This is a genomic window from Streptomyces sp. NPDC006193 (assembly GCF_040613915.1).
Classification (GTDB): Bacteria; Actinomycetota; Actinomycetes; order Streptomycetales; family Streptomycetaceae; genus Streptomyces.
Map to the genome: position 1 here is coordinate 142,174 of NZ_JBEXTB010000006.1, position 21,015 is coordinate 163,188.

Genomic DNA, 21,015 nt, shown 5'->3' on the forward strand with positions numbered 1-21,015 from the left:
TTCCGCCGCGCGCGCCCGGCCGGTGGGCCCGGCGGCCGGCGACACCGCGCCGGGCCGCAGCCGGGCGCGGCGGCCGCGGCCGGGCGCGGCGGGCCCCGGCCGGCCGGCGGTGCGACGTGTCAGGAGGCCGCCTCGTTGTAGACGGCGGCGGCCTCACGGCCGTAGTACGGGTGGTACTCGTAGGCGCCCGCGCTGATGCTGATGTTGCCTGTCTGCATGCCCGTGCCGTTGGCCGGGTCGAAGCGCGCCAGGAAGGGGCCGCCGCTGGAACCGCCGGTCTGCACGCAGTCGATGCCCCAGATGCCGCCGCCGGCGTGCCCGCTCTGAAACGTCTCGGTACCGGCGCACCAGTTCATCTGCTCGCCGTTGCCCTCGGCCGCCGAGCCACCGTAGCCGAAGGAGTACACGTACTGCCCGGGTGTCTGGTCGAAGCCGATGCCCTGCCCGCCCACCGTGTCGACCAGGCGCCGCCCGTTCACGGTGCCCACCGTGACGAACGCGGCGTCCCAGGCCGCGTCGGGGTCGCCGATGCGCTGCGGTTCCCAGTGCAGCGCGGTCGCCGCGAAGGTGCCGAAGGGGCGGTCGCCGTGGTCGTAGGCGGGGATGAACACCCAGTTCCTGTAGGCGGTTCCGTCCGTGTCCACGACGCAGTGGCCTGCTGTGGCGACCACCGACTTGTTGCCGCTGTTGACCGCGTCGCCGGTGCAGGCGTATGTGCCACCGTTCTTGGGGTTGGTGAAGAACACCTTGCCCGCGGTGGTGCGGATCAGGCCGCCTCTCGTCCAGCGCTGCGGAGTGGATGCCGACAGGCGCGGCGTCCGCGCGCCTGTCGGCTGTGCCACCCCGCCCGGGGGCGTCGCCGGAGGAACCGAGGTGGGCCGCGCTCCGCGGCCGGGGCTGCGGGGTGCGGCGCCGTGCCGTTCGGACGGCGGCGGGGCTGTGGGGACCGTGTCGAGATCCACGGCATGCGCCATGCGTTCGGGCGTCCAGAACCTGAGCGCTGCCGCCTGCTGTTCCGCGCCGACCTGGGCGGAGGCGACGGGTACGGGACGGGCCGAGGCCTGGGGAGCGGCCAGTGCCAGCGTGCCGAGGACCGCGGCGAGGGCTGTCAGACCCCCTGTGCGACGGGTTGACAAGGTCTCCTCCTGTTCCGACAACGATGTCGGAGGATGTGGGGGGACCCGCTTCACCAGGAGAAGTGAGCGGGCTCGTTCGCACGACGGCGTACAGCGGCGCACAACGGCGTTACCGGAAGCGCCACTTGGGGTGCACACCCGGGGAGCCGGGCGTTGAGGAGGATGTTCGGGTCAGCGGGTGGGCGTGTCAATACGCGGTTCGGGCCAGTGCGGGCGCAGGCGCGAGAACGCGGGTGCCGTTCCGGACGGCGGTCCGATGCGTCGACTCAGCCGGCGGTGCCCGGAGCGGGCCGGTCGACCGCGGCTTTCAGTTCGTGCAGTCGCAGCGCCAGGTGGAGGCGGAGAGCGGAGTCCGGGGTGCGCCAGTCCTCGCCGAGCAGGACCCCGATCCGGTCCAGCCGCTTCAGCAGGGTGTTCAGGTGGACGTGCAGGGAGCGAGCCGTCCGGCTCAGGTTCCCGGAGTGGGCGAAGTAGGCGGCCGCCGTGGCCACGAGGTCGGTCGCCCGTCGTCGGTCGTACTCCAGGAGCGCGCCGAGACTGTCGGCGAGGAAGCGGTCGAGGTCGTCGGCGCGTTCGGGGTCGAAGACCAGCGCATACATCCCGTACTGCGATGTGCCGGCACCGCGGTCGTGCTCCCCCAGGGCGCGCATCACCTTGATGCAGCGCTGGGTCAGCGTGAAGGAGCGGGACCGCTCCTGGCCCGCGATCCGATCGGCGACCACGAGGGCCGGCACGCCGAGCGTGTGGCGCAGCGCGCGGTGCAGTGTGCGCGCCGTCTCCTCCGCGTCGTCGGCGCGCAGCAGCATCGTCGCCCGGCCCAGATACTCGCCCGCCAGGCCGGACGACTCCCGTGAGAGGGAGGTGAGTCGCCGGACGATCTCGCCTGCGGGTCGTCCGGGGCAGTCGACGACGACGAGGACGTCGAGGTGGTCGACGTCGACGCCGCGGGCACGTGCCCTGTCGCGCTGGGCAGGGTGCAGGGCCGAGCGGGACATCAGCTCCATGAGCAGCTCGCCGCGGACCCGTTCCTCGGCTTCGACGCGGGCGTCCCGCATGAGGCTCAGCAGGCCCATGATCTGGGCGGAGCGCTCCAGCATGCGGATGTCCGCCGGTTCCGGTGCGGCGTGACGCGTCAGGGACAGGAATCCGAAGTGGCTGCCGCCGGCCCGGACGGCCACCACGCTGCGGAAGGCCCCGTCCGTGCCGTGCGCCGAGACGCACCGCCCGGTCCTGCGTGCCTCCTCGCGCAGCTCCCGGGCAAGGTCCTGGCCGGCGTCCTCGTCCCGCTCCTCGGCGCACCGGACCGCGAGGACCCTGTCGTCCCGGTCCTCGACAGCGACCGTGCCCCGCAGATGCTCGACCAGCAGCTGTGCGATGTCGCCGGGACTGCCACCGGTCAGCACGACATGGGTGAGGGCCTCGTGCACGGCCGCGGCCCGTTCCATCGTGGCGACCTGGGCCTCGATGGTGCGATACGCCTCCGTGAGCCGCTGCAGCGAGACGCGGCTCGCTTCGTAGAGCCGGGCGTTGTCGAGGGCGACGGCGGCATGGTCGGCGAAGGCGCGGAACAGCGCCACCTCGTCCTTCTCGAAGGGACGCTCGGTGCGGTCGGCGGCGAAGAGGGCGCCGATCGCCTGATCTCCGGCCATGAGCGGTACGCCGAGCAGTGCCATGAGCCCTTCGCGGGGCACGAGCAGGTCGAACTCGGGGTCGTGCGGCAGAGCGTGGGCCTCGCGGTAGTTGCTGACCCAGTAGGGGGCTCGGGACTCGATGACGCGCCCGCCCAGGCCCAGTCCCGGCGGCACCCGGGCCGACGAGAACTCCGGCGAGATGGTACCGGCGGACGCCCTGAGGGTGAGGTACCCCTCGGCGTCCAGCAGCGACAGGTAGACGAAGTCGCATCCGATCAGCTCATGGGCGTGCCGGACGATCGAACGCAGCACCTCGTCGACCTCGCCGAGCGCGGTCAGCGACCGGGCCGTCTGGTACAGGCTGCTGAGTTCGCGCTCGCGACGCAGCCGGTAGGAGGCCAGTTCACCGTCGCCCGTGGCGTCGGCCGCGCCGGGACCGGTTCGTGCCATCGCTGCCCCCGCCGAGGAATCAGGTGGTGAGTTCGGGTGGTGCGTTCACACACCCGGACTTGGCCATGAGTGTATGCACTTTCCATCTCATGGAGGACGCGTACCGCTCTAACCTCGCCCCACGACACACGGTGGTGAGACGGGACGCAGGCGCCTGTCACACAGCGACCGAAGACGCCCAGCCGGTCGACCGCGCAAGCGCCCGCGTCCGGGCCTCATCCAGGCCGTCCGGGCCTGTTCCCAGGGGAGTGACGAGAATGCCCGCTTCCGCCGCCGGCGGCCTGTACGCCGCCGCGACCCGAAAGGCGATGCTGCGGCTGCTGCCGATCCTGTGCCTCGCCTACTTCATGTCCTACGTCGACCGGACGAACATCGCGCTGGCGAAGACCCATCTGCAGGCCGACGCGGGTATCAGCGCGGCCGCGTTCGGCCTCGGCGCCGGTCTCTTCTTCCTGACGTACGCGCTGTTCGAAGTCCCGAGCAACCTGGTGATGTACCGCGTCGGCCCGCGGCGTTGGATCGCACGGATCGCCGTGAGCTGGGGCGCGGTCACGTCGCTCATGATGTTCATCCACGACGACGTCACCTTCTTCCTCGGGCGCATCGCACTCGGTGCGGCCGAGGCCGGCCTCTATCCGGCGATGATGTTCATGGTGACCCGGTGGTTCGCGCAGCAGGACCGCGCCACCGCGATCGGGTTCATCTACCTCGCGCCCACGCTCGGCCTGCTGCTCGGCGGCCCGCTCGGCGGCGCGCTGATGGAGCTCGACGACCTGGGCGGCCTCCACGGCTGGCAGTGGATGTTCCTGACCGAGGGTCTGGTCACGATGGCCATCGGGTGGGTGGTGCTGGCCTTGCTGCCCGAGGTGCCGGCCGACGCGCGCTGGCTGACCGCGCGGGAGGCGGCGGCGCTGACCGAACAGGCGAACGCGGGCTCCGCACCACGCGGCGGGCACACCCTCAGAGGCAACATGGGGCAGGCGTTCGGCCGGCCGTTCATCCTGCTCGTCGGAGCCGTCTACTTCCTCAACCAGGTCACCATGAACGGCGTGACGTTCAACGTGCCGTCGATCATCGAGTCGCTGGACGTGAGCGGGTCGTTCCTGATCGGACTGCTCAGCGGAGTGACCGGTATCGGAGGCACGATCGGCGTGCTGGTGATGCCGGCGGTCTTCCGCCGCGTCCCGCGCGAGTCCCTCACCATCGGTGTCCTGGCCGCGGCCCCCGCCGTGATCGCGGCACTCTTCCTGGCGGTTGCGTCGCCCGCCGTGCGCATCGTGCTGATCGGTGTCCTGTCCGTGATCCTCTTCGGCACGCTGCCGGTCTTCTGGTCGGTCGCGATGGCCCGGATGTCGGGCATCGTGGCGGCCGCCGGGCTGGCGTTCATCAACACGGTCGGCCTGACCGGAGGATTCGTGGGGCCGTACGTGTTCGGTCTGGCCGAGTCCGATTCCGGTGATCCGGCCTCCGGCTTCTACATCGTGATCATAGTTTCCCTGATCGGCGGCGGACTCGCGGTGGCCCTGCGCCGGGCCCTGCGGCAGGAGGACCGCAAGGCCGCCGCCGCCTCGTCCCCCACCGTCGAGCGAGACCCGGAGGTACTGCCGTGACGTTCCTGCCCGAGGACGGATTCCCGCTGGCCGAGATCCCCGGGGCGTACGCCGCCGAGTCCGGGGACACCGTGGTGGTGCGGGCCGGCGCCGCGTCCCTGACCTGGACAGCACTGCACCGCGGGAGCAACCGGGTCGCGCGGGGTCTGCTGGCCGCCGGGGCGGCCAGGGGGCGGATCGTGTCCCTGCTGCTGCCCAACTCGACGGATCTGGTCCTGGCCGTGTTCGCCTGCTACAAGGCCGGGGCCACCCCGCAGGTCCTGTCGCCGTGGATGAGGCCGGCGGAACTCCACGCGATCCTCGAACTCGGCGACCCCGCCGTGGTGGTCACCGAAGCGGGCAACGCGCTCATCGACCGCGCCGGGGCGACGACCGTCGACGACCTGGGCGCCGGACAGCCCGACCACGACCTGGACGCGGAGGTCGCGACGTCGTGGAAGGCCCCGGTCTCGGGCGGTTCGACCGGCCGGCCGAAGATCATCCTGTCCGGCCGGCCGGCGGTGACCTCCGGCTTCGACGCGGGCATGTGGGGGATCGAGGCCGGGGAGCGGGCGCTGATCACCGCACCGCTGCACCACAACGCCCCGTTCGTCACCGCCCTCTCGACGATCTTCCTCGGCGGGTCGGTGACCCTGCTGACCAGGTTCGACCCGGAGCGGACCCTGTCGGCGATCGACGAGTACGGCGTGAGCTGGGTGTATCTGGTGCCCACGATGATGCGCCGGATCGTGGCGCTCCCGCAGGAGGTCCGTGACCGGTACTCCCTCGCCTCCCTGCGTTCGCTCTGGCACTGCGCGGAACCGTGCCCGGTCTGGCTGAAGCGGCAGTGGATCGAGTGGCTGGGGCCCGAGCGGGTCTGGGAGCTGTACGGGGGCACGGAGGCAGAGGCCGGGTGCACCGTCCGCGGGGACGAATGGCTCGAACACGTCGGCTGTGTGGGGAGGGTGACCTGGGGTGAGATCAAGCTGCTCCATCCCGACGGAGCCGAGGTCACCGAGCCCGGTGTCCCCGGCGAGATCCATATGCGGGTGACCCCGGGGACGGATGCCACGTACCGCTACATCGGCGCCGAACCCGTCGTGCGCGACGGCTGGTCCTCGCTCGGGGACATGGGACGGTTCGACGCCGACGGTTACCTGTACCTGCTCGACCGCCGGGCCGACATGATCACCGTGGGTGGCGTCAACGTGTACCCGGCGGAGATCGAGGCCGCGCTCGTCGAGCACGAGCACGTGCTGACCGCCGTCGTGATCGGCCTTCCCGACGACGACACCGGCAACCGGCTGCACGCGATCGTCCATACGCCGGAAGAGGCCGGCGTCACACCGGACGACATCCGCGCCTTCCTCGACGGCCGGCTGTCGCGCCACAAGCTGCCCAAGTCGATCGAACTGGTCCACGACTCCCTGCGCGACGCGGCGGGCAAGGTCCGGCGTTCGGAACTGCGCGCCCGACGCACAGCCGAGCCGACCCGATGAGGGTCCCCCCGGCACTCGAGGGCGACGGCCGGCCCTCCCCGCTCCCCCACACCGGCACGACCGGAAGGAACATGGCTATGCACCCGATGACCACGACCGGGAGAAGGCGCGGCGTGCGGGTGGGGGCGCTCGCCGCCGTCACCGCGCTCCTGGTCGCCCTGGTGAACGCGGCGCCGGCCGCGGCGGGGGCCGCCGCCGCCGTCACCCGGGCGGGATGCGAGGCACTGGCGGGGACGGCGATCCCCGCGGCCGTCATCTCACTGCCCACCCGCGGCGGCCGGGTCGAGGCCGCGTCCGAGGTGACGGAGACCGTCAGCGGCGCACGCGTCACGTACTGCCGTGTCGACGCGGCGCTCTTCCCCGTCGACCGCTCCGCACCGGACATCGGGATGCGCGTCGCTCTGCCCCGTGCCTGGAACCACAGGTCCATGATGTTCGGCGGGGGCGGCTATGACGGCACCGTCCCCGACATCCGGGCGAACGTCCCCTTCGGGCCGCAGGACGGCCTCACCCCGCTGGCGCGCGGGTACGCGGCCTACGCGAGCGACTCCGGGCACCAGGCGGACCCCGCCGGGCACCCCATCTCGTCGCTGGACGGCTCGTTCGCCCTGAACGGCGAGGCGCTCCGGAACTTCGCCGCGGGCGATGCGCTGAAGAAGACCCACGACGCGGCCCAGTTCCTGATCCGGCAGGGCTACGGGGCGAGCCCCGCGCACAGGTACTTCGCCGGCGGATCGACCGGCGGCCGCGAAGCGCTGACCGCGGCGCAGCGGTGGCCCGACGCCTTCGACGGCGTGATCTCCGCCTTTCCGGCGTGGAACAACCTCGCGGAAGTGCTCTACCTGGGGCACGTGACGCGCCTGCTGGCGCAGCCCGGCGCCTTCCCCGGGCCCGAGAAGCAGACCCTCCTCCACGACAGCGTCGTCCGGGCCTGTGACGGCCTGGACGGGCTGGCCGACAACGTCGTCTCGCACCCGGAGGCCTGCCGCTTCGCGCCTCGGACCCTGCGCTGCCCGGACGGCCGTGACACCGGCCCGTCCTGCCTCTCGGACCGTCAGATCGCCTCGGTCCAGGCCGTCTCGGCCCCCTGGAAGTGGCCGTACCAGGTCGCCAGCGGTGAACGGGGCTACCCCGGCTTCCCGTTCCTCTCCGGCGCCGACATGAGGACGCCGCTGCTGGGCCTCGGCACGACCGCCCCGTCCAGTCCTATGCCGCTCACCAGCGGATTCGGAATGCAGTACTGGGACCAGTGGGTCAAGTACTTCCTGACCCGCGACCCCGGCCACGACTCCTCGGCGGTCGACCCGGCCCGGCCGGGCAGATGGCTCGCGCGGATCAGCGAACTGTCCGAGCTCCAGGACCGCAACGACGCGGACCTGCGCCCCTTCGCGCGGTCCGGCGGCAGGCTCCTGCTCCTCCACGGAGCCGCCGACGAACTGGTCTCGCACCGCTCGACGAACGACTACTACGGGCGGGTGGCCGAGACGGTGGGGCCGCGCGAGACGGACGAGTTCATGCGGTACTACCTCGTGCCCGGCGCCAACCACGCGAACGTCGGCAGCCCGGCCTTCGCCGCTGCCTGGGACTCGGTCACCGCGATCGAGCAGTGGTCCGAGCAGGGTCGGCGACCCGTTGCGCCAGTGGTCGCCGACGCACGCGACGGCAGGACCCGGCCCCTGTGCGCATACCCGCTCTGGCCGCGATACCGGACCGGCGACCCCCGCATCGCCGCCAGCTTCGTGTGCTCCCGCTGACAGCGGGTTCGCCCCGGACCCGTCCTGCCGGTCGGGGCCGCCGGTGGTCGGATCCGGGAAGGAGCGGCAGGCGTTCTCCCGGCTGGCATCGCACATGGCCGGGTCACCGGGGAGCAGCGTGTATGCGGCCGGCGGCCGGGAGCCCCGTGCCGGGCACGACGGCCTCGCGCCGCTCCGTCACCACGTCCTCAGGGCTACGGCATCCGACGGCTGCGGCGCATCCGCCCGACCGGCGGTGGCGGCTCTACGGCGCGACGGGGTCGCCGTCGCCCAGCTGCAGCCACCACACGTCGTCGTGGCCGCGGCTCAGGGAGAGCGTCTGCCGCCGCCCGTCGCCGAAGCGCAGCTCGACGCCGGCCAGGTACGGCACGGCGGGGTCCTGCACGGTCGCCGCGACGGGTTCGCCGGCGTGCGGGCCGTACTCGGCGATCAGCCGTCGCGCCGCCCGTTCCCGGCCGCTGTACCAGGGCGCGCCGATACGGGCGAGGCCGGCGGCGTCGCCCGCCGCAAGGCGCTGGACGTACACCTTGACGAGGAGGTCCACGTCGTCGGCCACCTCCCCGGCCTCGGGACCACCGGAGTGCACGGCGTGGACGGTGACCCGCACCGCCGGCGCCGTGCGCAGCGCGTAGGGTGCGGGGTGCTGCAGCAGCCGCCAGGTGGCGCCGGCCGCCGCCAGGACGGCGAGGGCCAGGGCCGCCGCCCGCAGGGGTGTCGTGCGCGTCCCGGGCATCGGTGCCTCCTCGTGCGACCGGTGTCGGTGCGGGTGCCGCCGTGGCGCGCCGGGACGCTCTCGCGCGGGCGCCCCGTGCCTGCCTCGCGGGGGGGATGTGGCGCCGGCCGGTCGCACGCGCCGGCGCTCACCGTCCGGCGCGGCCGGACCGGAGCACGATCTCACGGAACGACGCGACCACGGGCCGCAGGTCGACCCGGTGCCATGTCGCCCACAGGTGCACGCACCTGTCGTGCCAGGGCAGTTCGCGCACGGCGACGGTGTCCGCCATGCCGCGGACCATGCTCTTCTGCACGAGCGCGAGTCCGAGCCCGGAGGCGACCAGCCCGAGCGCGGTCAGCGGCTCGGCGGCCTCCATGCGGATGTCCGGGGTGAACCCGGACGCGGCGCACGAAGCGACGAAGGTGTCGCGCCAGGCCTCGTCCTGGGGGTTCTCCACGGCGATCCACGGCAGGCCGTCGAGGTCCCCGGGCGACAGCTCCTCCCGGTCGGCGAGCGGGTGCCGTGCGGGCAGCGCGAGCAGCAGGGGGTCCTCCAGCAAGGGCGAGGCCAGCAGGTCCGGATCGTCCGCCGGCGGGGGCTCCTGGACGAGCGCGATGTCGAGGCTGCGCTGCCGCAGCCCCTCGAACTGCTCGGCGGGCGGCAGGCTGTACAGGGCGACGTGGATCGCGGGGCGCTCCTCGTGCAGGGCGCGCAGGGCGCCGGGCAGGACGCCGGTGTGCATGGCGTCGGCGATGTAGCCGATGCACAGGCCGCCCTCCTCGCCCCGGCCGAGCCGGCGCCCCAGGTTCTCCAGGCGGTCGGCGTGCCGCAGCAGCGCCTGGGCCTCGGCCAGGAAGACCCGCCCGTCCGACGTCAGCCGGATCCTCTGCCCGCCACGCTCGAACAGCGTGAGTCCCAGGTTCTTCTCCAGCTGGGCGATCTGCCGGCTGAGCGGTGACTGGGAGATGTGCAGCCGCTCGGCGGCCCGGCCGACGTGTTCGGTCTCGGCGACCGCCACGAAGTAGTGGAGCTGGCGTAGATCAAGCATCAAGACCTCGGAGGACTCAAGTGTGTCCAAGCAAGTCTTGGACAGTCTCAAGTCCCCGATCCTAGCCTCGAACGCGTCGGCACGACCGATCGCCCGCACGGGCCTTCCCGTCGTCGCCCGCCGCACTTTCCGCACGCTTCGACAGAAGGATCTGCACTCATGTCCATCGCCTCCCTCCTGCCCGGCGCCCTCGGCTTCGGCACCGCACCGCTGGGCAACATGTTCCGGGCCATCCCCGACGAGGAGGCCGCCGCCACCGTCGAGGCGGCCTGGGAGCACGGCATCCGCTACTTCGACACCGCCCCCTTCTACGGCGCGGGGCTGGCCGAGCTCAGGCTGGGCGAGGTCCTCGCCGGTCACCCCCGCGACGAGTTCGTCCTGAGCACGAAGGTCGGCCGCCTCATCCTCGACGAGGAGGAGGACCCCTCCGCCCGTGCCCTGGGCGAGAAGGGCGGACTGTTCGAACACGGCCGCCGGAACAAGATCGTCGACGACTACACGGCGGACGCCACGCTGCGCTCCGTCGAGGACAGCCTGAAGCGGCTGCGGACGGACCGGCTGGACATCGTGTGGGTGCACGACGTCGCGCAGGACTTCCACGGCGACGAGTGGCTGGCGGTCTACGAGACGGCCCGCACCGGCGCCTTCCGCGTCCTGCAGAGGCTCCGGGACGAGGGCGTCATCAAGGGCTGGGGCCTGGGCGTGAACCGGGTCGAGCCCCTCGAGCTGACCCTCGACCTCGACGAGCCCAAGCCGGACGCGTTCCTGCTCGCCGGCCGCTACACCCTGCTCGACCACGAGCGCGCCCTGCAGCGGCTGCTGCCGGCCGCCGCCGCACAGAACGTCGACATCGTGGTCGGCGGGCCGTACAGCTCCGGCGTCCTCGCCGGCGGGCAGCACTTCGAGTACCAGCAGGCGCCGCCCGCGGTCGTCGCCAAGGTCGAGCGGATCAAGGCGCTCGCCGCACAGCACGGCATCGGCGTCAAGGCGGCGGCACTGCAGTTCTCCCTCGCCCACCCGGCCACCGCTGCGGTCATCCCCGGAGCCACCCGGCCGAGCCGCGTCGCCGAGGACGTCGCCGCGCTCGGCGAGACGGTCCCGGCGGCCTTCTGGAGCGCGCTGCGCCAGGAGGGCCTGATCGCCGAGAACGCCCCCGTACCCACCGCCTGACCACCCGCACCTCCCCAGGAGACGACCATGGCCCACACCACCGCATCCCGCGACATCCCGGCCGAGCCCGACCGGGTGTGGCAGCTCATCGGCGGCTTCGGCTCACTGCCGGACTGGCTGCCGTACATTCCGGAGAGCAAGCTCAGCGAGGGCGGCCGCGTCCGCAGCCTCACCAATGAGGAGGGCTCGGTGATCGTCGAACGCCTCGAAGCGTTCGACGAGGACGCGCGCACCTACAGCTACTCCATCCTCCAGGCGCCCTTCCCCGTCACCGGCTACCGCTCCACCCTGACCGTGCACGAGGTCCCCGGCTCCCGTGCGTCCCGCGTGGAGTGGTCCGGCACCTTCACCCCGGCCGGCGTCAGCGACGAGGAGGCGATCGCCCTCTTCCACGGCATCTACACCGAGGGGCTGGCGGCGCTCGGCCAGGCGTTCGACGCCTGAGGCGTGCGGGGCGGCGCCCCGTTCGGGCCGCGCCGACCGGCTGCGGCCGATGCTCGGGGGGAAGCCCCGGACTCCGGTCCGGGGCTTCCCCCCGAGGCGGGCTCACCGTGGCGCCCTTCCGGCCCTCGCGTCGCGGCGCCCCCGCGACTGCAGGCGACGTATCGCCGGGCCCGCAGGGGGGCACACGGGAGGATCCGCGCCGGGGTCACACCGGTTCGGGGGACGACGTGCGGTCCGGCCTGCCGTCGTCGGCCCGTCCGTTCACTCGTCCGCGACCAGGGTGTAGCGGACGGTCTGGGCCTGGATGAGCCCGTCGCGGAAGACGAAGGTGTCGACGCCGTCCTCGACCCGCGCCGTGGCGGTGGAGGCCGTCCACTCCAGCAGGAGCACGTCCCCGGCGAACTGCGTCCTCAGGTTCCACTCGGCGTCCGGGAGATCGGCCAGCAGGCGCGCGATGCCCTGCCGGACGCCCTCGCGCCCACGCAGGACGCCGTCCGGCGTGACGAAGACCGCGTCTTCCGCGTAGTTGGCGCTGATCTGCTCCAGGTCCCCCGCCCCCAGTCTCCGGCCGTGGTCCTGGAAGATCTCCTGGGGCGTGCGGGTCATGGCGTTCTCCTCTTCTCGTCTTCTCGGGCCACGGAGCGGATCGAGCGCTCCGGTGTGCTGCCCTTGCCGTGCCCGGGCGCGCTCGACACCCGCCTGACACATGGCCCAACACTTGCATACGACCACAGGCAGCGTACGACGTTTGCTCGTTTTGCATGTAACCCGCGTATGCAACTATTGTGAACGCCCGTAAGGCACCCATGCAATGACGGAAAGGTACGCGCATGCCTCTCGCGCTGCTGGCCCTGGCCACAGGGGCCTTCGGGATCGGCACCACCGAGTTCGTGATCATGGGGGTGCTGCCCCAGGTCGCGGACGACTTCGGTGTCTCGATCCCCACGGCCGGCTGGCTGGTGACCGGCTACGCCCTCGGGGTCGTCCTCGGCGCGCCGCTGCTCACCGTGCTGGGCACCCGGGTGTCCCGCAAGAAGATGCTCATGCTGCTGATGGGCCTCTTCGTGGCCGGCAACGTGCTCTCCGCCGTCGCGCCCGTCTTCGGAGTCATGCTGATCGGCCGGGTCATCGCCTCGCTCGCCCACGGAGCGTTCTTCGGCATCGGCTCGGTGGTCGCCGCCGACCTGGTCGCCCCCGAGAAGAAGGCGTCCGCCATCTCCATGATGTTCACGGGGCTGACCGTCGCCAATGTGGTCGGCGTCCCGCTGGGCACCTACATCGGACAGGCCGCCGGCTGGCGCGTCACCTTCACCGTCGTCGCCGCGCTCGGCGTCGTCGGGCTGCTGGGCGTCGCCCGGCTCGTGCCCGAGCAGGGCCGGCCGGAGGGGGTGCGGGTACGCACCGAGTTCGCCGCCTTCCGCAACGTCCAGGTGTGGCTCGCCATGGCGATGACCGTGCTCGGCTACGGCGGCGTCTTCGCGGCGATCACCTACATCACCCCGATGATGACCGAGGCCGCCGGCTACGGCGAGGGCGCGGTCGCCTGGCTGCTCGTCCTGTTCGGCGTCGGCATGTTCGCGGGCAACCTGCTCGGCGGGAAGTTCGCCGACCGCGCCCTGATGCCCCTGCTCTTCGTGTCGCTCGGGGCGCTGGCCCTGGTCCTGCTCGCCTTCACCGCGACCGCGCACGACAAGGTCCTGGCGGCCGTCACCCTCACCCTCATCGGGGCCCTGGGCTTCGCCACCGTGCCGCCGCTGCAGAAGCGGGTCCTGGACCAGGCCGCCGCCGCGCCCACGCTGGCCTCCGCCGTCAACATCGGCGCCTTCAACCTGGGCAACGCCCTGGCCGCCTGGCTCGGCGGCATCGTCATCGCGGCGGGTCTCGGCTACACGGCGCCCAACCGGGTGGGCGCGCTGCTGTCCGGCTCCGCCCTGCTGCTGGCCGTCCTCGCCGCCGTACTGGACCGCCGCGCCGCGGGTCCGGGCCGGGCCGCGACGGCCGCCGAGGCGCACGTGCCGGCCGCCCGCCACTGATCTTCCCGTCCCCCCCGGCGGGCGCGACCGCGCCCCGCCCGGACACCCACCCCGTCAGGAGAAACGTTCTTGAGCACCACCACCGCCGTCGCCCCCCTGACCACCCGGGACGCCGAGGTCCTCGTCACCGCGGCCCGCCGCGCGGCCGAGGCCGCCGGGGTCGCCGTGAGCGTCAGCGTCCTCGACGCCGGCGGCCACCTGCTGGCCTTCCGGCGGGACGACCGGGCGGTGCTGATCTCCGGTGAGACCAGCACCCGCAAGGCCTACACGGCGCTCCAGCTCGACGCCCCCACGGCGGACCTGGTCGACGCCGTCCGGCCCGGCGGCCCGTTCCACACTCTGCCCACGGCCCTGGACCGGCCCCTGCTCTTCATCGCCGGCGGCCTTCCCGTCCGCCGCGACGGCCGCCTCGTCGGTTCCATCGGCGTCGGCGGCGGATCCCCCGAGCAGGACCACGCCTTCGCCGCGGCCGCCGTCGACGCGCCGGCCTGACCCAGCCCTTCGCACCGACGGCCCGTCCTTCCGCACCCACCCACGACCCGCGAGGAACGCACCATGACTTCCGTCCCCACCGTCCGGCTGAACAACGGCGTGGAGATCCCCCAGTTCGGCTTCGGCGTCTTCCAGGTCCCCGACCAGGAGACCACCGCCGCGGTGAGCACCGCTCTCGAGGCCGGCTACCGCAGCATCGACACCGCCGCCGTCTACGGCAACGAGGCGGGTGTCGGCCGGGCCCTGGCCGCCTCCGGCATCGCCCGCGAGGACCTGTTCGTCACCACCAAGCTGTGGAACGCCGACCAGGGCTACGACGCGACCCTCAAGGCCTTCGACGCCAGCCTCGCCCTGCTCGGCCTGGACTACGTGGACATGTACCTCATCCACTGGCCCGCCCCGGCCCGCGACCTCTACCGGGAATCCTGGAAGGCCATCGGCAGGCTGGTCGAGGAGGGCCGTGTCCGCGCGGCCGGCGTGTCCAACTTCCAGCCGGCCCACCTGCGCCGCCTGATGGGCGACAGCCCCCTCGTACCGGTGGTCAACCAGATCGAGCTGCACCCCGGGCTCCAGCAGCGGGAGCTGCGCGCCCTGCACGCCGAGCACGGCATCGCCACGGAGGCGTGGAGCCCGCTGGCCCAGGGCGCGCTGCTCGGGGAGGCCGCGCTGGCGGCGATCGCCGAACGGCACGGCAGGTCGCCGGCGCAGGTGGTGCTGCGCTGGCACCTCCAGCTCGGCAACATCGTGATCCCCAAGTCGGTCACGCCCACCCGCATCCGCGAGAACATCGACGTCTTCGACTTCACGCTCTCCGACGACGAGATGACCGCGATCGCCGGGCTGGACCGCGGCCTGCGCACGGGCCCGGACCCCGACGCCCTGAACTGAGGACGGACCGGGACCCGGTTCCGCCCGGACCCCGTCCGTCCTCCCCTCGGCGCCTCGCGCGGGCGGTGACCGCCCTGACCCCGCCCGCGCGAGGGCCGGCCACGCCCCGTCTCCTCCCCGGAAAGGTGTGCCCGTCATGCCCGCCCCGTCCCCCACCGCACTGGACCGCCTGGTCACCCCCGGCGGCCCCCTGACGATCGGCCTGGAACTCCCCCTCGACAACGACTGGGGGGCGACCCGGCTGCGCGCCGACCGCGAGGCGGGCCGTCCCTTCGGGGTGCCCTCCCTGACCGGGCACGCGGATCTCGCCCGGCTCGCCGACGAACTCGGCTTCGCGGCCCTGTGGGTACGGGACGTCCCGCTGTACGACCCCGAGCAGTTCGGCGACGCGGGGTCCGTCTTCGAGACGTTCACCCACCTGGGCCATCTGGCGGCCGTCACCGAACGCGCGGTGCTCGGCACCGCGGCGGTCGTCCTTCCGTTGCGGCGTCCGCTGCTGGTGGCCAAGGCCGCCGCGACGGTCGACGTCCTGTCGGGCGGCCGCCTCGTCCTCGGCCTCGCCAGCGGGGACCGCCCCGTCGAATACCCCCTCTTCGGCGAGGACTTCCCCGCCCGCGGGACGGCCTTCCGCAAGGGCGTCGGCATCCTCCGCGCCGCCTGGGCGCGGCGGCCGTCGGACGAGGGACTGGCCCTGCCCGAGCTCGGCCTGAGCGCCGACCGCGGGCTCGACGTCCTGCCGAAGCCGACCGGCACGACGATCCCCATCGCCGTCGCGGGCCATGCGCAGCAGTCCGCGGACTGGATCGCCGAACACGCCGACGCCTCCCTGAACTACCCCCGTCCGCTGGGGGCGCTGCGCCTGAAGACGCGTGAGTGGCAGGAGCTGACCTCCGGGGACCCCAAGCCGTACCTGACCCCGATGCAGCTGGACCTCGCGGAGGATCCGTCCACGCCGGCCCGTCCCATCCGCCTCGGCCTGCGCACGGGGCGGCGGGCCCTGCGGGAGCACCTGCACGCGATGAGCGAACTCGGCGTCGCGCACGTCTCCTTCAACCTGCGGCCGGGCGACCGCCCGGTGCGGGAGGTCCTGCACGAACTCGCGGAGGAGGTCCTGCCCCACTTCCCCTCGCCGGCCGCCGCCGCGACGCGGGCGGACGGCAACCGGGCCGCGGTCTGAGGGCACGGTTCGCGGGGGCGGCGCACCCCCGCTTCGCAGGGCGCCGCGCAGGCCCTCGGCCGCTCCGCGTGGTCGCGTGCCGCCGACGCGCACCGCGGCTCCCGGCGCCCGTGCCGCGCGAACCGCCCGGCGGACCGGACCGGCGGCGCGGGCGGCGGAGCCGGGCCGCCGCCCGCCCGTGTTCGCGATGCCGGTCACGGGCGGCTCCATGACCTTGCGCAGGTGCTCCGGCAGCGACATCGGCCAGGCCGGCTCGCCGCCCCCACCGCCGCCTCGTGCGCCGCGCTGCGGAACGCGTCGCCGGCGGCCGTCACGCCGGACCTCCGGCTGCCCACGCGGAGCGCGCCGCCGTGCCGCTTCGACGTGCGCCGGCGAGTCCCGGGCGGGGCGCCGGGACCTCGCGCGGGCTCCGCGCTCCCGCCCGCGGGCGCGACCGTTCACCGACCGTGACCGTGCACGGATTGACGCTCACCGCGACGGTTCCCAAGCTGGTGGGAGGGGCCGGCGAAGGGACCGCGGTCGTGAGTGGTGGGCAGAACGGACTTCCCCGACTGCTGACGGCAGCGGAGACGGCGGCGCCGGTGGACGCCGTCGACGTGGTCGCCGACGACCTGCGGCGGCGTTTCCAGGCCACGAAGGTCTCCTTCCTCATCGTGGACCTCACGGGGAGGGCGGTGGCCCGGCTGTCCACCGCGGCCGTGGAGGGCGGGCGGGAGGCGGAGCGGATCCCCCTGCCCGGCAGCGTCTACGAGGAGGTCATCCGGACGCAGCGGATGCACCGGGAGGCCGCCGGCCGGAAACAGCGGGTGATCATGCCGGTCACCAACCGGGGCGACGCGATCGGACTGCTGGAACTGCTGCTGCCCGGCGACCCCGGCGGCGACGTCCTCGACGCGGTCGGACAGGCCGCCCACGTCCTGGCGTACATCGTGATCGCCAACGGGCGCTTCACCGACCTCTACACCTGGGGCAAACGCTCCAGGCCCCCCACCCTGGCGGCGGAGATCCAGTACCAGCTGCTGCCCCCGTCGCTGTCCTGCGAGGCCGCGCAGTTCACGCTGAGCGGGAGCCTGGAGCCCTCCGAGGACCTCAGCGGCGACACGTTCGACTACACCCTGGACCGCGACACCCTGCACGTGTCGGTGACCGACCCCATGGGCCACGACGTCGGCGCCGCCCTGGCCGCCACGCTTCTGGTGAGCGCCCTGCGCGGCGCCCGCCGGGCGGGGGCCGGCCTGGCCGAGCAGGCCCACCGGGCCGACCTGGCGCTGCGCGACCACGGCCACGGCCACGCCACCGGGCAGCTGCTGCGCGTCGATGTCCGCACCGGGCAGGCCCGGCTGGTCAACGCGGGACACCCCTGGCCGCTCCGTGTGCGGGAGGGGTCCGTGGAGGTGATCCGCTGCGCGGTGGACCATCCCTTCGGGCTGTCCGAGTTCGCCCCGCACGCCTACCGCGTCCAGGAGGTCGACCTGCGGCCCGGTGACCGCCTGCTCATGTTCACCGACGGCATGCTCGAGCGGCACGGGGAGAACGTCGACCTGACCGGCCTGCTGGAGCAGACCCGGGACCTGCACCCGCGGGAGACCGCGCTGGCGCTGACCTCCGCGGTCCGGGAGGCCGCCGGCGGCCGGCTCGAGGACGATGCCACCGCCGTGTGCCTGGACTGGCACGGGCCCCAGGAGACCCAGCGGCACGTCAGCTCGGGGGCGGACACTCGGCAGGCCTCGGGCGGCCGCGCGCAGCGGCAGCCGTGAGCGCCGCACGAAGCAAGTGGCCGGTGTGCTGAGCGCATTGCGTTGTTTCGCATGGCATGACCCGGATACTCGCAAAGCGCGCAATCGGTACATATACACACGGGCGCGACAAGGCCCCCGCACCGCGTCGACGGACGACGACCGTGCTCAGGGGGCGACGGGGGCGATGTTCTCCCCCTGCCGGTCCTCCACCGAAGCCTGCGGGCCGTCCGCGTCCGAGGAAGGGTGACAACCATGAGTGCTGAGTCCGCCGACGGCGGGGCCGGGCGTGCGCAGGCGGCCGGACAGACCGCGAAAGAACAGGCATCGGCCACGGCAGGCCAGGCCAAACAGGCCGCCGGCGAGGTGGTGGGCACCGCGGCGGACCAGGCCAGGACGGTGGCCGGGGAGGCGCGCCGGCAGGCCGGGAGCGCCATGGGCGACCTTCGGAGCCGGGTGACGGAGGAGGTGGAGGGCCAGACGCAGCGTGCGGCCGGGACGGTGCGCCAATGGGCGGACGACCTGGCGGAGTTGGCACGCAACGCGTCCGGCGACTCCCCCGCCCGGGGCCTGGTGTCCCAGGTGGCGGACGGCGGCCGCCGGGCCGCCGACTACCTGGAGCGGCACGGGGTGCAGGGGATGACCGAGGACCTCAGGGGATTCGCGCGGCGCCGGCCCGGTGCGTTCCTGGCCGGGGCGGCCCTGGCGGGCTTCGCGGTCGGCCGGGCGGCGAAGGCCGGCGGCAAGGCGCAGTCCGGAGCGGGGGCACAGCCGGACGGGGCCGCGGTCCGGGGCGACGGGACGCCCGAGGCGGCCGGGCGGCCGGAGTTCGGCGGGTACCCGGAGGTGTCCGGGACGACCGTGCAGCCGGAGCCGCCGCCCTACCCGCAGGGGACCGTGCAGCCGGAGCCGCGGCCCTACCCGGACGTGCCCCACAGGGCGGCGCAGCCGGAGCCGCAGCCCTACCCGCAAGGCGCCGTGGAACCCGAACCGCGGGCCTACCCGGAGGTGTGACATGTCGTCGACGGCACCGGAGCCGCGCGGCCAGGACCCCTCGGTCGGCGAACTGCTGGCGGAGGTGACCTCGGACGTCCAGACGCTCCTCCGGCAGGAGGTGGAGCTGGCCAAGGCCGAGGTCCGGGAGGAGGCCGCCAAGGCGGGCAAGGCCGCCGGACTGTACGGCGGAGCCGGGTTCGGCGGCTACATGGTCGCCCTGTTCGCCTCGCTCGCGGCGATGTACGGCCTGGCCAACGTGATGGACACCGGATGGGCCGCCCTGATCGTCACCGCCGTGTGGGCGGTGGTCGCGGCCGTCCTGTTCGCGAAGGGCCGCTCCCGGATGCGGGAGGTGTCCCCGAAGCCGGAGCAGACCGTGGAGACACTGAAGGAGGACGCGCAATGGGCACGTCACCCGACCAAGTGAGAACAGAGATCGAGGCGACCCGGGGGCGCCTGTCGGAGAACGTCGACCGGCTGGCCGACCGCACCAGCCCCGGACGGATCGTGCGCCGCCGCACCGACCGGGTGCGCAGCGCGGTCTCCGGTGTGCGCCGGCGCGTCATGGGCAGCGCCTCCGGGACGACGCAGCAGGCCCAGGGCCGCGCGCAGCAGGCTGCGGCGTCGGTGCAGGACAGCGTCGGGCAGACCGCGGACACGGTGCGCGAGGCCGCCGGCCAGGTCGGCGAGGCCGTGAGCAACGCGCCGGCGCAGGCGGCCCGGCAGGCGCAGGGCAATCCGCTGGCGGCCGGTCTGATCGCGTTCGGGGCCGGGCTGCTGGCCGCTTCCCTCCTGCCCGCCTCGCAGGCCGAGGAGCAGGCCGCGTCCCGGCTCACCGAGAAGGCCGGCGCGGCGATGGAGCCGGTCAAGCAGGCGGTGACGGAGTCCGCGCAGCATGTGAAGGAGGACGCCGCCGAAGTGGCCAGGCAGTCCGCCCAGCAGGTGAAGGACACCGCCGCGGAAGCCGTGCGCACCACCAAGCAGGAGACCACCGACCAGGCCGGACAGGTCACGGAGCAGGCCCGGCAGTCCGGCCGTCAGGTGGCCGACGAGGCCCGGCAGCAGCCCCCCGGCGCCCTGTGAACAGCCGGACCCCCTGGACCACCTGACCCCGCCCGACCCACCTGTGGCCGCCGCACCGCCCCGGCTCCGCCCCGGTGCGGCGGCACCGAACGGAGGGGGTTGCCATGGCCCGCCACCGCAGGGACCACGAGTCCTCCCGCCCGGACGGGCGCCCGGCCCCGCCCGCCGAGAAGCCGACCCACCTGTCCAGGGGATCGTGGGGAGGCGTCCTGAGACGGACACTGAAGGAGTTCAAGGAGGACGACCTCACCGACTGGGCGGCCGCCCTGACGTACTACGGCGTCCTGGCCGTCTTCCCCGCCCTGCTCGCGCTGGTCTCGATCCTCGGACTGGTGGGCAGTTCGGCGATCCAGCCGATGATCGACAACCTCGGCAAGGTCGCCCCCGGCGCCGCCCGGGACATCCTCGACAGCGTCCTCAAGCAGCTCCAGGGCAACCAGGGCGGGGCGGGCCTCGCACTGATCCTCGGCATCGCGCTGGCGCTGTGGTCCGCGTCGGGGTACGTCGCCGCGTTCATGCGCGCGTCCAACGCCGTCTACGACATCGGCGAGGGGCGTCCCGTCTGGAAGACCGTCCCCGTCCGGCTGGCCATCACCCTCGTCGTGGTGGTGCTGCTCGCCCTCATGGCGGTCGGCGTGGTGTTCACCGGCACGCTGGCCAGGAGGACCGGACAGGTCCTCGGCCTGGGCGACACCTTCGTCACGGTGTGGAACATCGCCAAATGGCCCGTGATGGTGCTGCTCTTCGCGGTGATCGTCGCCCTGCTGTACTGGGCGGCCCCGAACGTCAAGCGCAAGCTCCGGTGGGTCAGTCCGGGCAGTCTCGTCGCCATCGCCCTCTGGCTCATCGCCTCCGCCGCGTTCGCCTTCTACGTGGCCAACTTCGGCAGCTACAACAAGACCTACGGCAGCCTGGCCGCCGTGATCGTGTTCCTGGTCTGGCTGTGGATCTCCAATCTCGCCATCCTGCTGGGACTGGAACTCAACGCGGAACTCGAACGCGCCCGGGCCATCGACAGCGGCCACCCACCGGGCGAGGAGCCCTACGCCGAGCCCCGCGACACCCGCAGACTGTGACGCCCGCCTCTGGCCGCACGACGACGCGACGACGACGCGACGACGCCGGCACGACGCACGTGAGCATGCGCGCACATAATTTGCTGGAGCGATAATTG

The 21,015-nt window shown here is 73.3% G+C and carries 19 protein-coding genes; 14 read left to right on the forward strand and 5 right to left on the reverse strand.

Annotated elements, in window-relative coordinates; all coding sequences use genetic code 11:
• Nucleotides 1–119: 119 nt before the first annotated feature.
• Nucleotides 120–1,136 (reverse strand): hypothetical protein, encoded by a 1,017-nt coding sequence (locus tag ABZ261_RS09195; protein WP_356856936.1) that lies wholly within the window; start codon nucleotides 1,134–1,136, stop codon nucleotides 120–122.
• 266 nt (nucleotides 1,137–1,402) lie between these two features.
• Entirely contained in the window at nucleotides 1,403–3,217 is a 1,815-nt protein-coding gene (locus tag ABZ261_RS09200; protein ID WP_356856938.1) for a GAF domain-containing protein, read from the reverse strand.
• A 257-nt stretch (nucleotides 3,218–3,474) separates the two neighbouring features.
• Here ABZ261_RS09200 and ABZ261_RS09205 point away from each other — a divergent pair, with 257 nt between their 5' ends.
• The 3 genes from ABZ261_RS09205 (at nucleotide 3,475) to ABZ261_RS09215 (ending at nucleotide 8,059) form a co-directional block, all read left to right on the forward strand.
• Nucleotides 3,475–4,827 carry an MFS transporter gene (locus ABZ261_RS09205; RefSeq protein WP_356856940.1) on the forward strand — a complete coding sequence of 451 codons (1,353 nt, stop codon included), beginning with the start codon at nucleotides 3,475–3,477 and terminating at the stop codon, nucleotides 4,825–4,827.
• Nucleotides 4,824–6,305, forward strand: a complete 1,482-nt coding sequence (locus tag ABZ261_RS09210; RefSeq protein WP_356856942.1) for an AMP-binding protein — start codon at nucleotides 4,824–4,826, stop codon at nucleotides 6,303–6,305. Before ABZ261_RS09205 ends, ABZ261_RS09210 begins: the two co-directional genes overlap by 4 nt.
• A 77-nt stretch (nucleotides 6,306–6,382) precedes the next feature.
• Nucleotides 6,383–8,059 (forward strand): tannase/feruloyl esterase family alpha/beta hydrolase, encoded by a 1,677-nt coding sequence (locus ABZ261_RS09215; protein WP_356856944.1) that lies wholly within the window; start codon nucleotides 6,383–6,385, stop codon nucleotides 8,057–8,059.
• A 244-nt stretch (nucleotides 8,060–8,303) separates the two neighbouring features.
• Here ABZ261_RS09215 and ABZ261_RS09220 read toward each other — a convergent pair whose 3' ends face one another.
• Complete coding sequence (locus ABZ261_RS09220) at nucleotides 8,304–8,792, reverse strand: hypothetical protein (RefSeq protein ID WP_356856946.1); 489 nt, start codon at nucleotides 8,790–8,792, stop codon at nucleotides 8,304–8,306.
• Between the two features lie 127 nt (nucleotides 8,793–8,919).
• Nucleotides 8,920–9,822: a LysR substrate-binding domain-containing protein gene (locus ABZ261_RS09225; protein WP_356856948.1), complete on the reverse strand. Its 903-nt coding sequence runs from the start codon at nucleotides 9,820–9,822 to the stop codon at nucleotides 8,920–8,922.
• Nucleotides 9,823–9,981: 159 nt separating this feature from the next.
• Between ABZ261_RS09225 and ABZ261_RS09230 the strand changes: the two genes are divergently transcribed.
• The gene (locus ABZ261_RS09230; RefSeq protein WP_356856950.1) at nucleotides 9,982–10,992 is read left to right on the forward strand and encodes an aldo/keto reductase; all 1,011 of its coding nucleotides are present in this window, start codon (nucleotides 9,982–9,984) and stop codon (nucleotides 10,990–10,992) included.
• A gap of 27 nt (nucleotides 10,993–11,019) precedes the next feature.
• Complete coding sequence (locus ABZ261_RS09235; RefSeq protein ID WP_356856952.1) at nucleotides 11,020–11,436, forward strand: SRPBCC family protein; 417 nt, start codon at nucleotides 11,020–11,022, stop codon at nucleotides 11,434–11,436.
• A gap of 261 nt (nucleotides 11,437–11,697) precedes the next feature.
• Here ABZ261_RS09235 and ABZ261_RS09240 read toward each other — a convergent pair whose 3' ends face one another.
• Nucleotides 11,698–12,042, reverse strand: coding sequence for a nuclear transport factor 2 family protein (locus ABZ261_RS09240; protein ID WP_356856954.1), 345 nt, complete (start codon nucleotides 12,040–12,042; stop codon nucleotides 11,698–11,700).
• A gap of 224 nt (nucleotides 12,043–12,266) precedes the next feature.
• On the opposite strand from ABZ261_RS09240, the gene ABZ261_RS09245 reads away from it, so the two are divergent.
• The 9 genes from ABZ261_RS09245 (at nucleotide 12,267) to ABZ261_RS09285 (ending at nucleotide 20,917) form a co-directional block, all read left to right on the forward strand.
• Nucleotides 12,267–13,469: an MFS transporter gene (locus ABZ261_RS09245; protein ID WP_356856956.1), complete on the forward strand. Its 1,203-nt coding sequence runs from the start codon at nucleotides 12,267–12,269 to the stop codon at nucleotides 13,467–13,469.
• 69 nt (nucleotides 13,470–13,538) lie between these two features.
• The gene (locus ABZ261_RS09250; protein WP_356856958.1) at nucleotides 13,539–13,961 is read left to right on the forward strand and encodes a heme-binding protein; all 423 of its coding nucleotides are present in this window, start codon (nucleotides 13,539–13,541) and stop codon (nucleotides 13,959–13,961) included.
• Between the two features lie 63 nt (nucleotides 13,962–14,024).
• A complete protein-coding gene (locus ABZ261_RS09255) occupies nucleotides 14,025–14,849 on the forward strand; it encodes an aldo/keto reductase (RefSeq protein WP_356856960.1) in 825 nt (274 codons plus the stop codon).
• Between the two features lie 136 nt (nucleotides 14,850–14,985).
• Nucleotides 14,986–16,026 (forward strand): TIGR03571 family LLM class oxidoreductase, encoded by a 1,041-nt coding sequence (locus ABZ261_RS09260; protein ID WP_356856962.1) that lies wholly within the window; start codon nucleotides 14,986–14,988, stop codon nucleotides 16,024–16,026.
• Nucleotides 16,027–16,547: 521 nt separating this feature from the next.
• Nucleotides 16,548–17,783 carry a PP2C family protein-serine/threonine phosphatase gene (locus ABZ261_RS09265; protein ID WP_356856964.1) on the forward strand — a complete coding sequence of 412 codons (1,236 nt, stop codon included), beginning with the start codon at nucleotides 16,548–16,550 and terminating at the stop codon, nucleotides 17,781–17,783.
• 234 nt (nucleotides 17,784–18,017) lie between these two features.
• On the forward strand, nucleotides 18,018–18,776 hold the full coding sequence (locus tag ABZ261_RS09270) for a hypothetical protein (RefSeq protein ID WP_356856966.1): 759 nt from the start codon (nucleotides 18,018–18,020) through the stop codon (nucleotides 18,774–18,776).
• Between the two features lies 1 nt (nucleotide 18,777).
• Nucleotides 18,778–19,185, forward strand: a complete 408-nt coding sequence (locus ABZ261_RS09275; RefSeq protein WP_356856968.1) for a phage holin family protein — start codon at nucleotides 18,778–18,780, stop codon at nucleotides 19,183–19,185.
• Entirely contained in the window at nucleotides 19,161–19,841 is a 681-nt protein-coding gene (locus tag ABZ261_RS09280; RefSeq protein ID WP_356856970.1) for a DUF3618 domain-containing protein, read from the forward strand. Before ABZ261_RS09275 ends, ABZ261_RS09280 begins: the two co-directional genes overlap by 25 nt.
• Nucleotides 19,842–19,945: 104 nt before the next feature.
• Nucleotides 19,946–20,917, forward strand: coding sequence for a YihY/virulence factor BrkB family protein (locus ABZ261_RS09285; protein WP_356856972.1), 972 nt, complete (start codon nucleotides 19,946–19,948; stop codon nucleotides 20,915–20,917).
• Nucleotides 20,918–21,015: the final 98 nt, after the last annotated feature.

Bases quoted from the DNA above. Each gene is read 5' to 3' on its own strand.
- ABZ261_RS09200 (WP_356856938.1), bottom strand. From the start codon at position 3,217: ATGGCACGAACCGGTCCCGGCGCGGCCGACGCCACGGGCGACGGTGAA.
- ABZ261_RS09205 (WP_356856940.1), top strand. From the start codon at position 3,475: ATGCCCGCTTCCGCCGCCGGCGGCCTGTACGCCGCCGCGACCCGAAAG.
- ABZ261_RS09215 (WP_356856944.1), top strand. From the start codon at position 6,383: ATGCACCCGATGACCACGACCGGGAGAAGGCGCGGCGTGCGGGTGGGG.
- ABZ261_RS09220 (WP_356856946.1), bottom strand. From the start codon at position 8,792: ATGCCCGGGACGCGCACGACACCCCTGCGGGCGGCGGCCCTGGCCCTC.
- ABZ261_RS09225 (WP_356856948.1), bottom strand. From the start codon at position 9,822: ATGCTTGATCTACGCCAGCTCCACTACTTCGTGGCGGTCGCCGAGACC.
- ABZ261_RS09230 (WP_356856950.1), top strand. From the start codon at position 9,982: ATGTCCATCGCCTCCCTCCTGCCCGGCGCCCTCGGCTTCGGCACCGCA.
- ABZ261_RS09235 (WP_356856952.1), top strand. From the start codon at position 11,020: ATGGCCCACACCACCGCATCCCGCGACATCCCGGCCGAGCCCGACCGG.
- ABZ261_RS09240 (WP_356856954.1), bottom strand. From the start codon at position 12,042: ATGACCCGCACGCCCCAGGAGATCTTCCAGGACCACGGCCGGAGACTG.
- ABZ261_RS09245 (WP_356856956.1), top strand. From the start codon at position 12,267: ATGCCTCTCGCGCTGCTGGCCCTGGCCACAGGGGCCTTCGGGATCGGC.
- ABZ261_RS09255 (WP_356856960.1), top strand. From the start codon at position 14,025: ATGACTTCCGTCCCCACCGTCCGGCTGAACAACGGCGTGGAGATCCCC.
- ABZ261_RS09260 (WP_356856962.1), top strand. From the start codon at position 14,986: ATGCCCGCCCCGTCCCCCACCGCACTGGACCGCCTGGTCACCCCCGGC.
- ABZ261_RS09270 (WP_356856966.1), top strand. From the start codon at position 18,018: ATGAGTGCTGAGTCCGCCGACGGCGGGGCCGGGCGTGCGCAGGCGGCC.
- ABZ261_RS09275 (WP_356856968.1), top strand. From the start codon at position 18,778: ATGTCGTCGACGGCACCGGAGCCGCGCGGCCAGGACCCCTCGGTCGGC.
- ABZ261_RS09280 (WP_356856970.1), top strand. From the start codon at position 19,161: ATGGGCACGTCACCCGACCAAGTGAGAACAGAGATCGAGGCGACCCGG.
- ABZ261_RS09285 (WP_356856972.1), top strand. From the start codon at position 19,946: ATGGCCCGCCACCGCAGGGACCACGAGTCCTCCCGCCCGGACGGGCGC.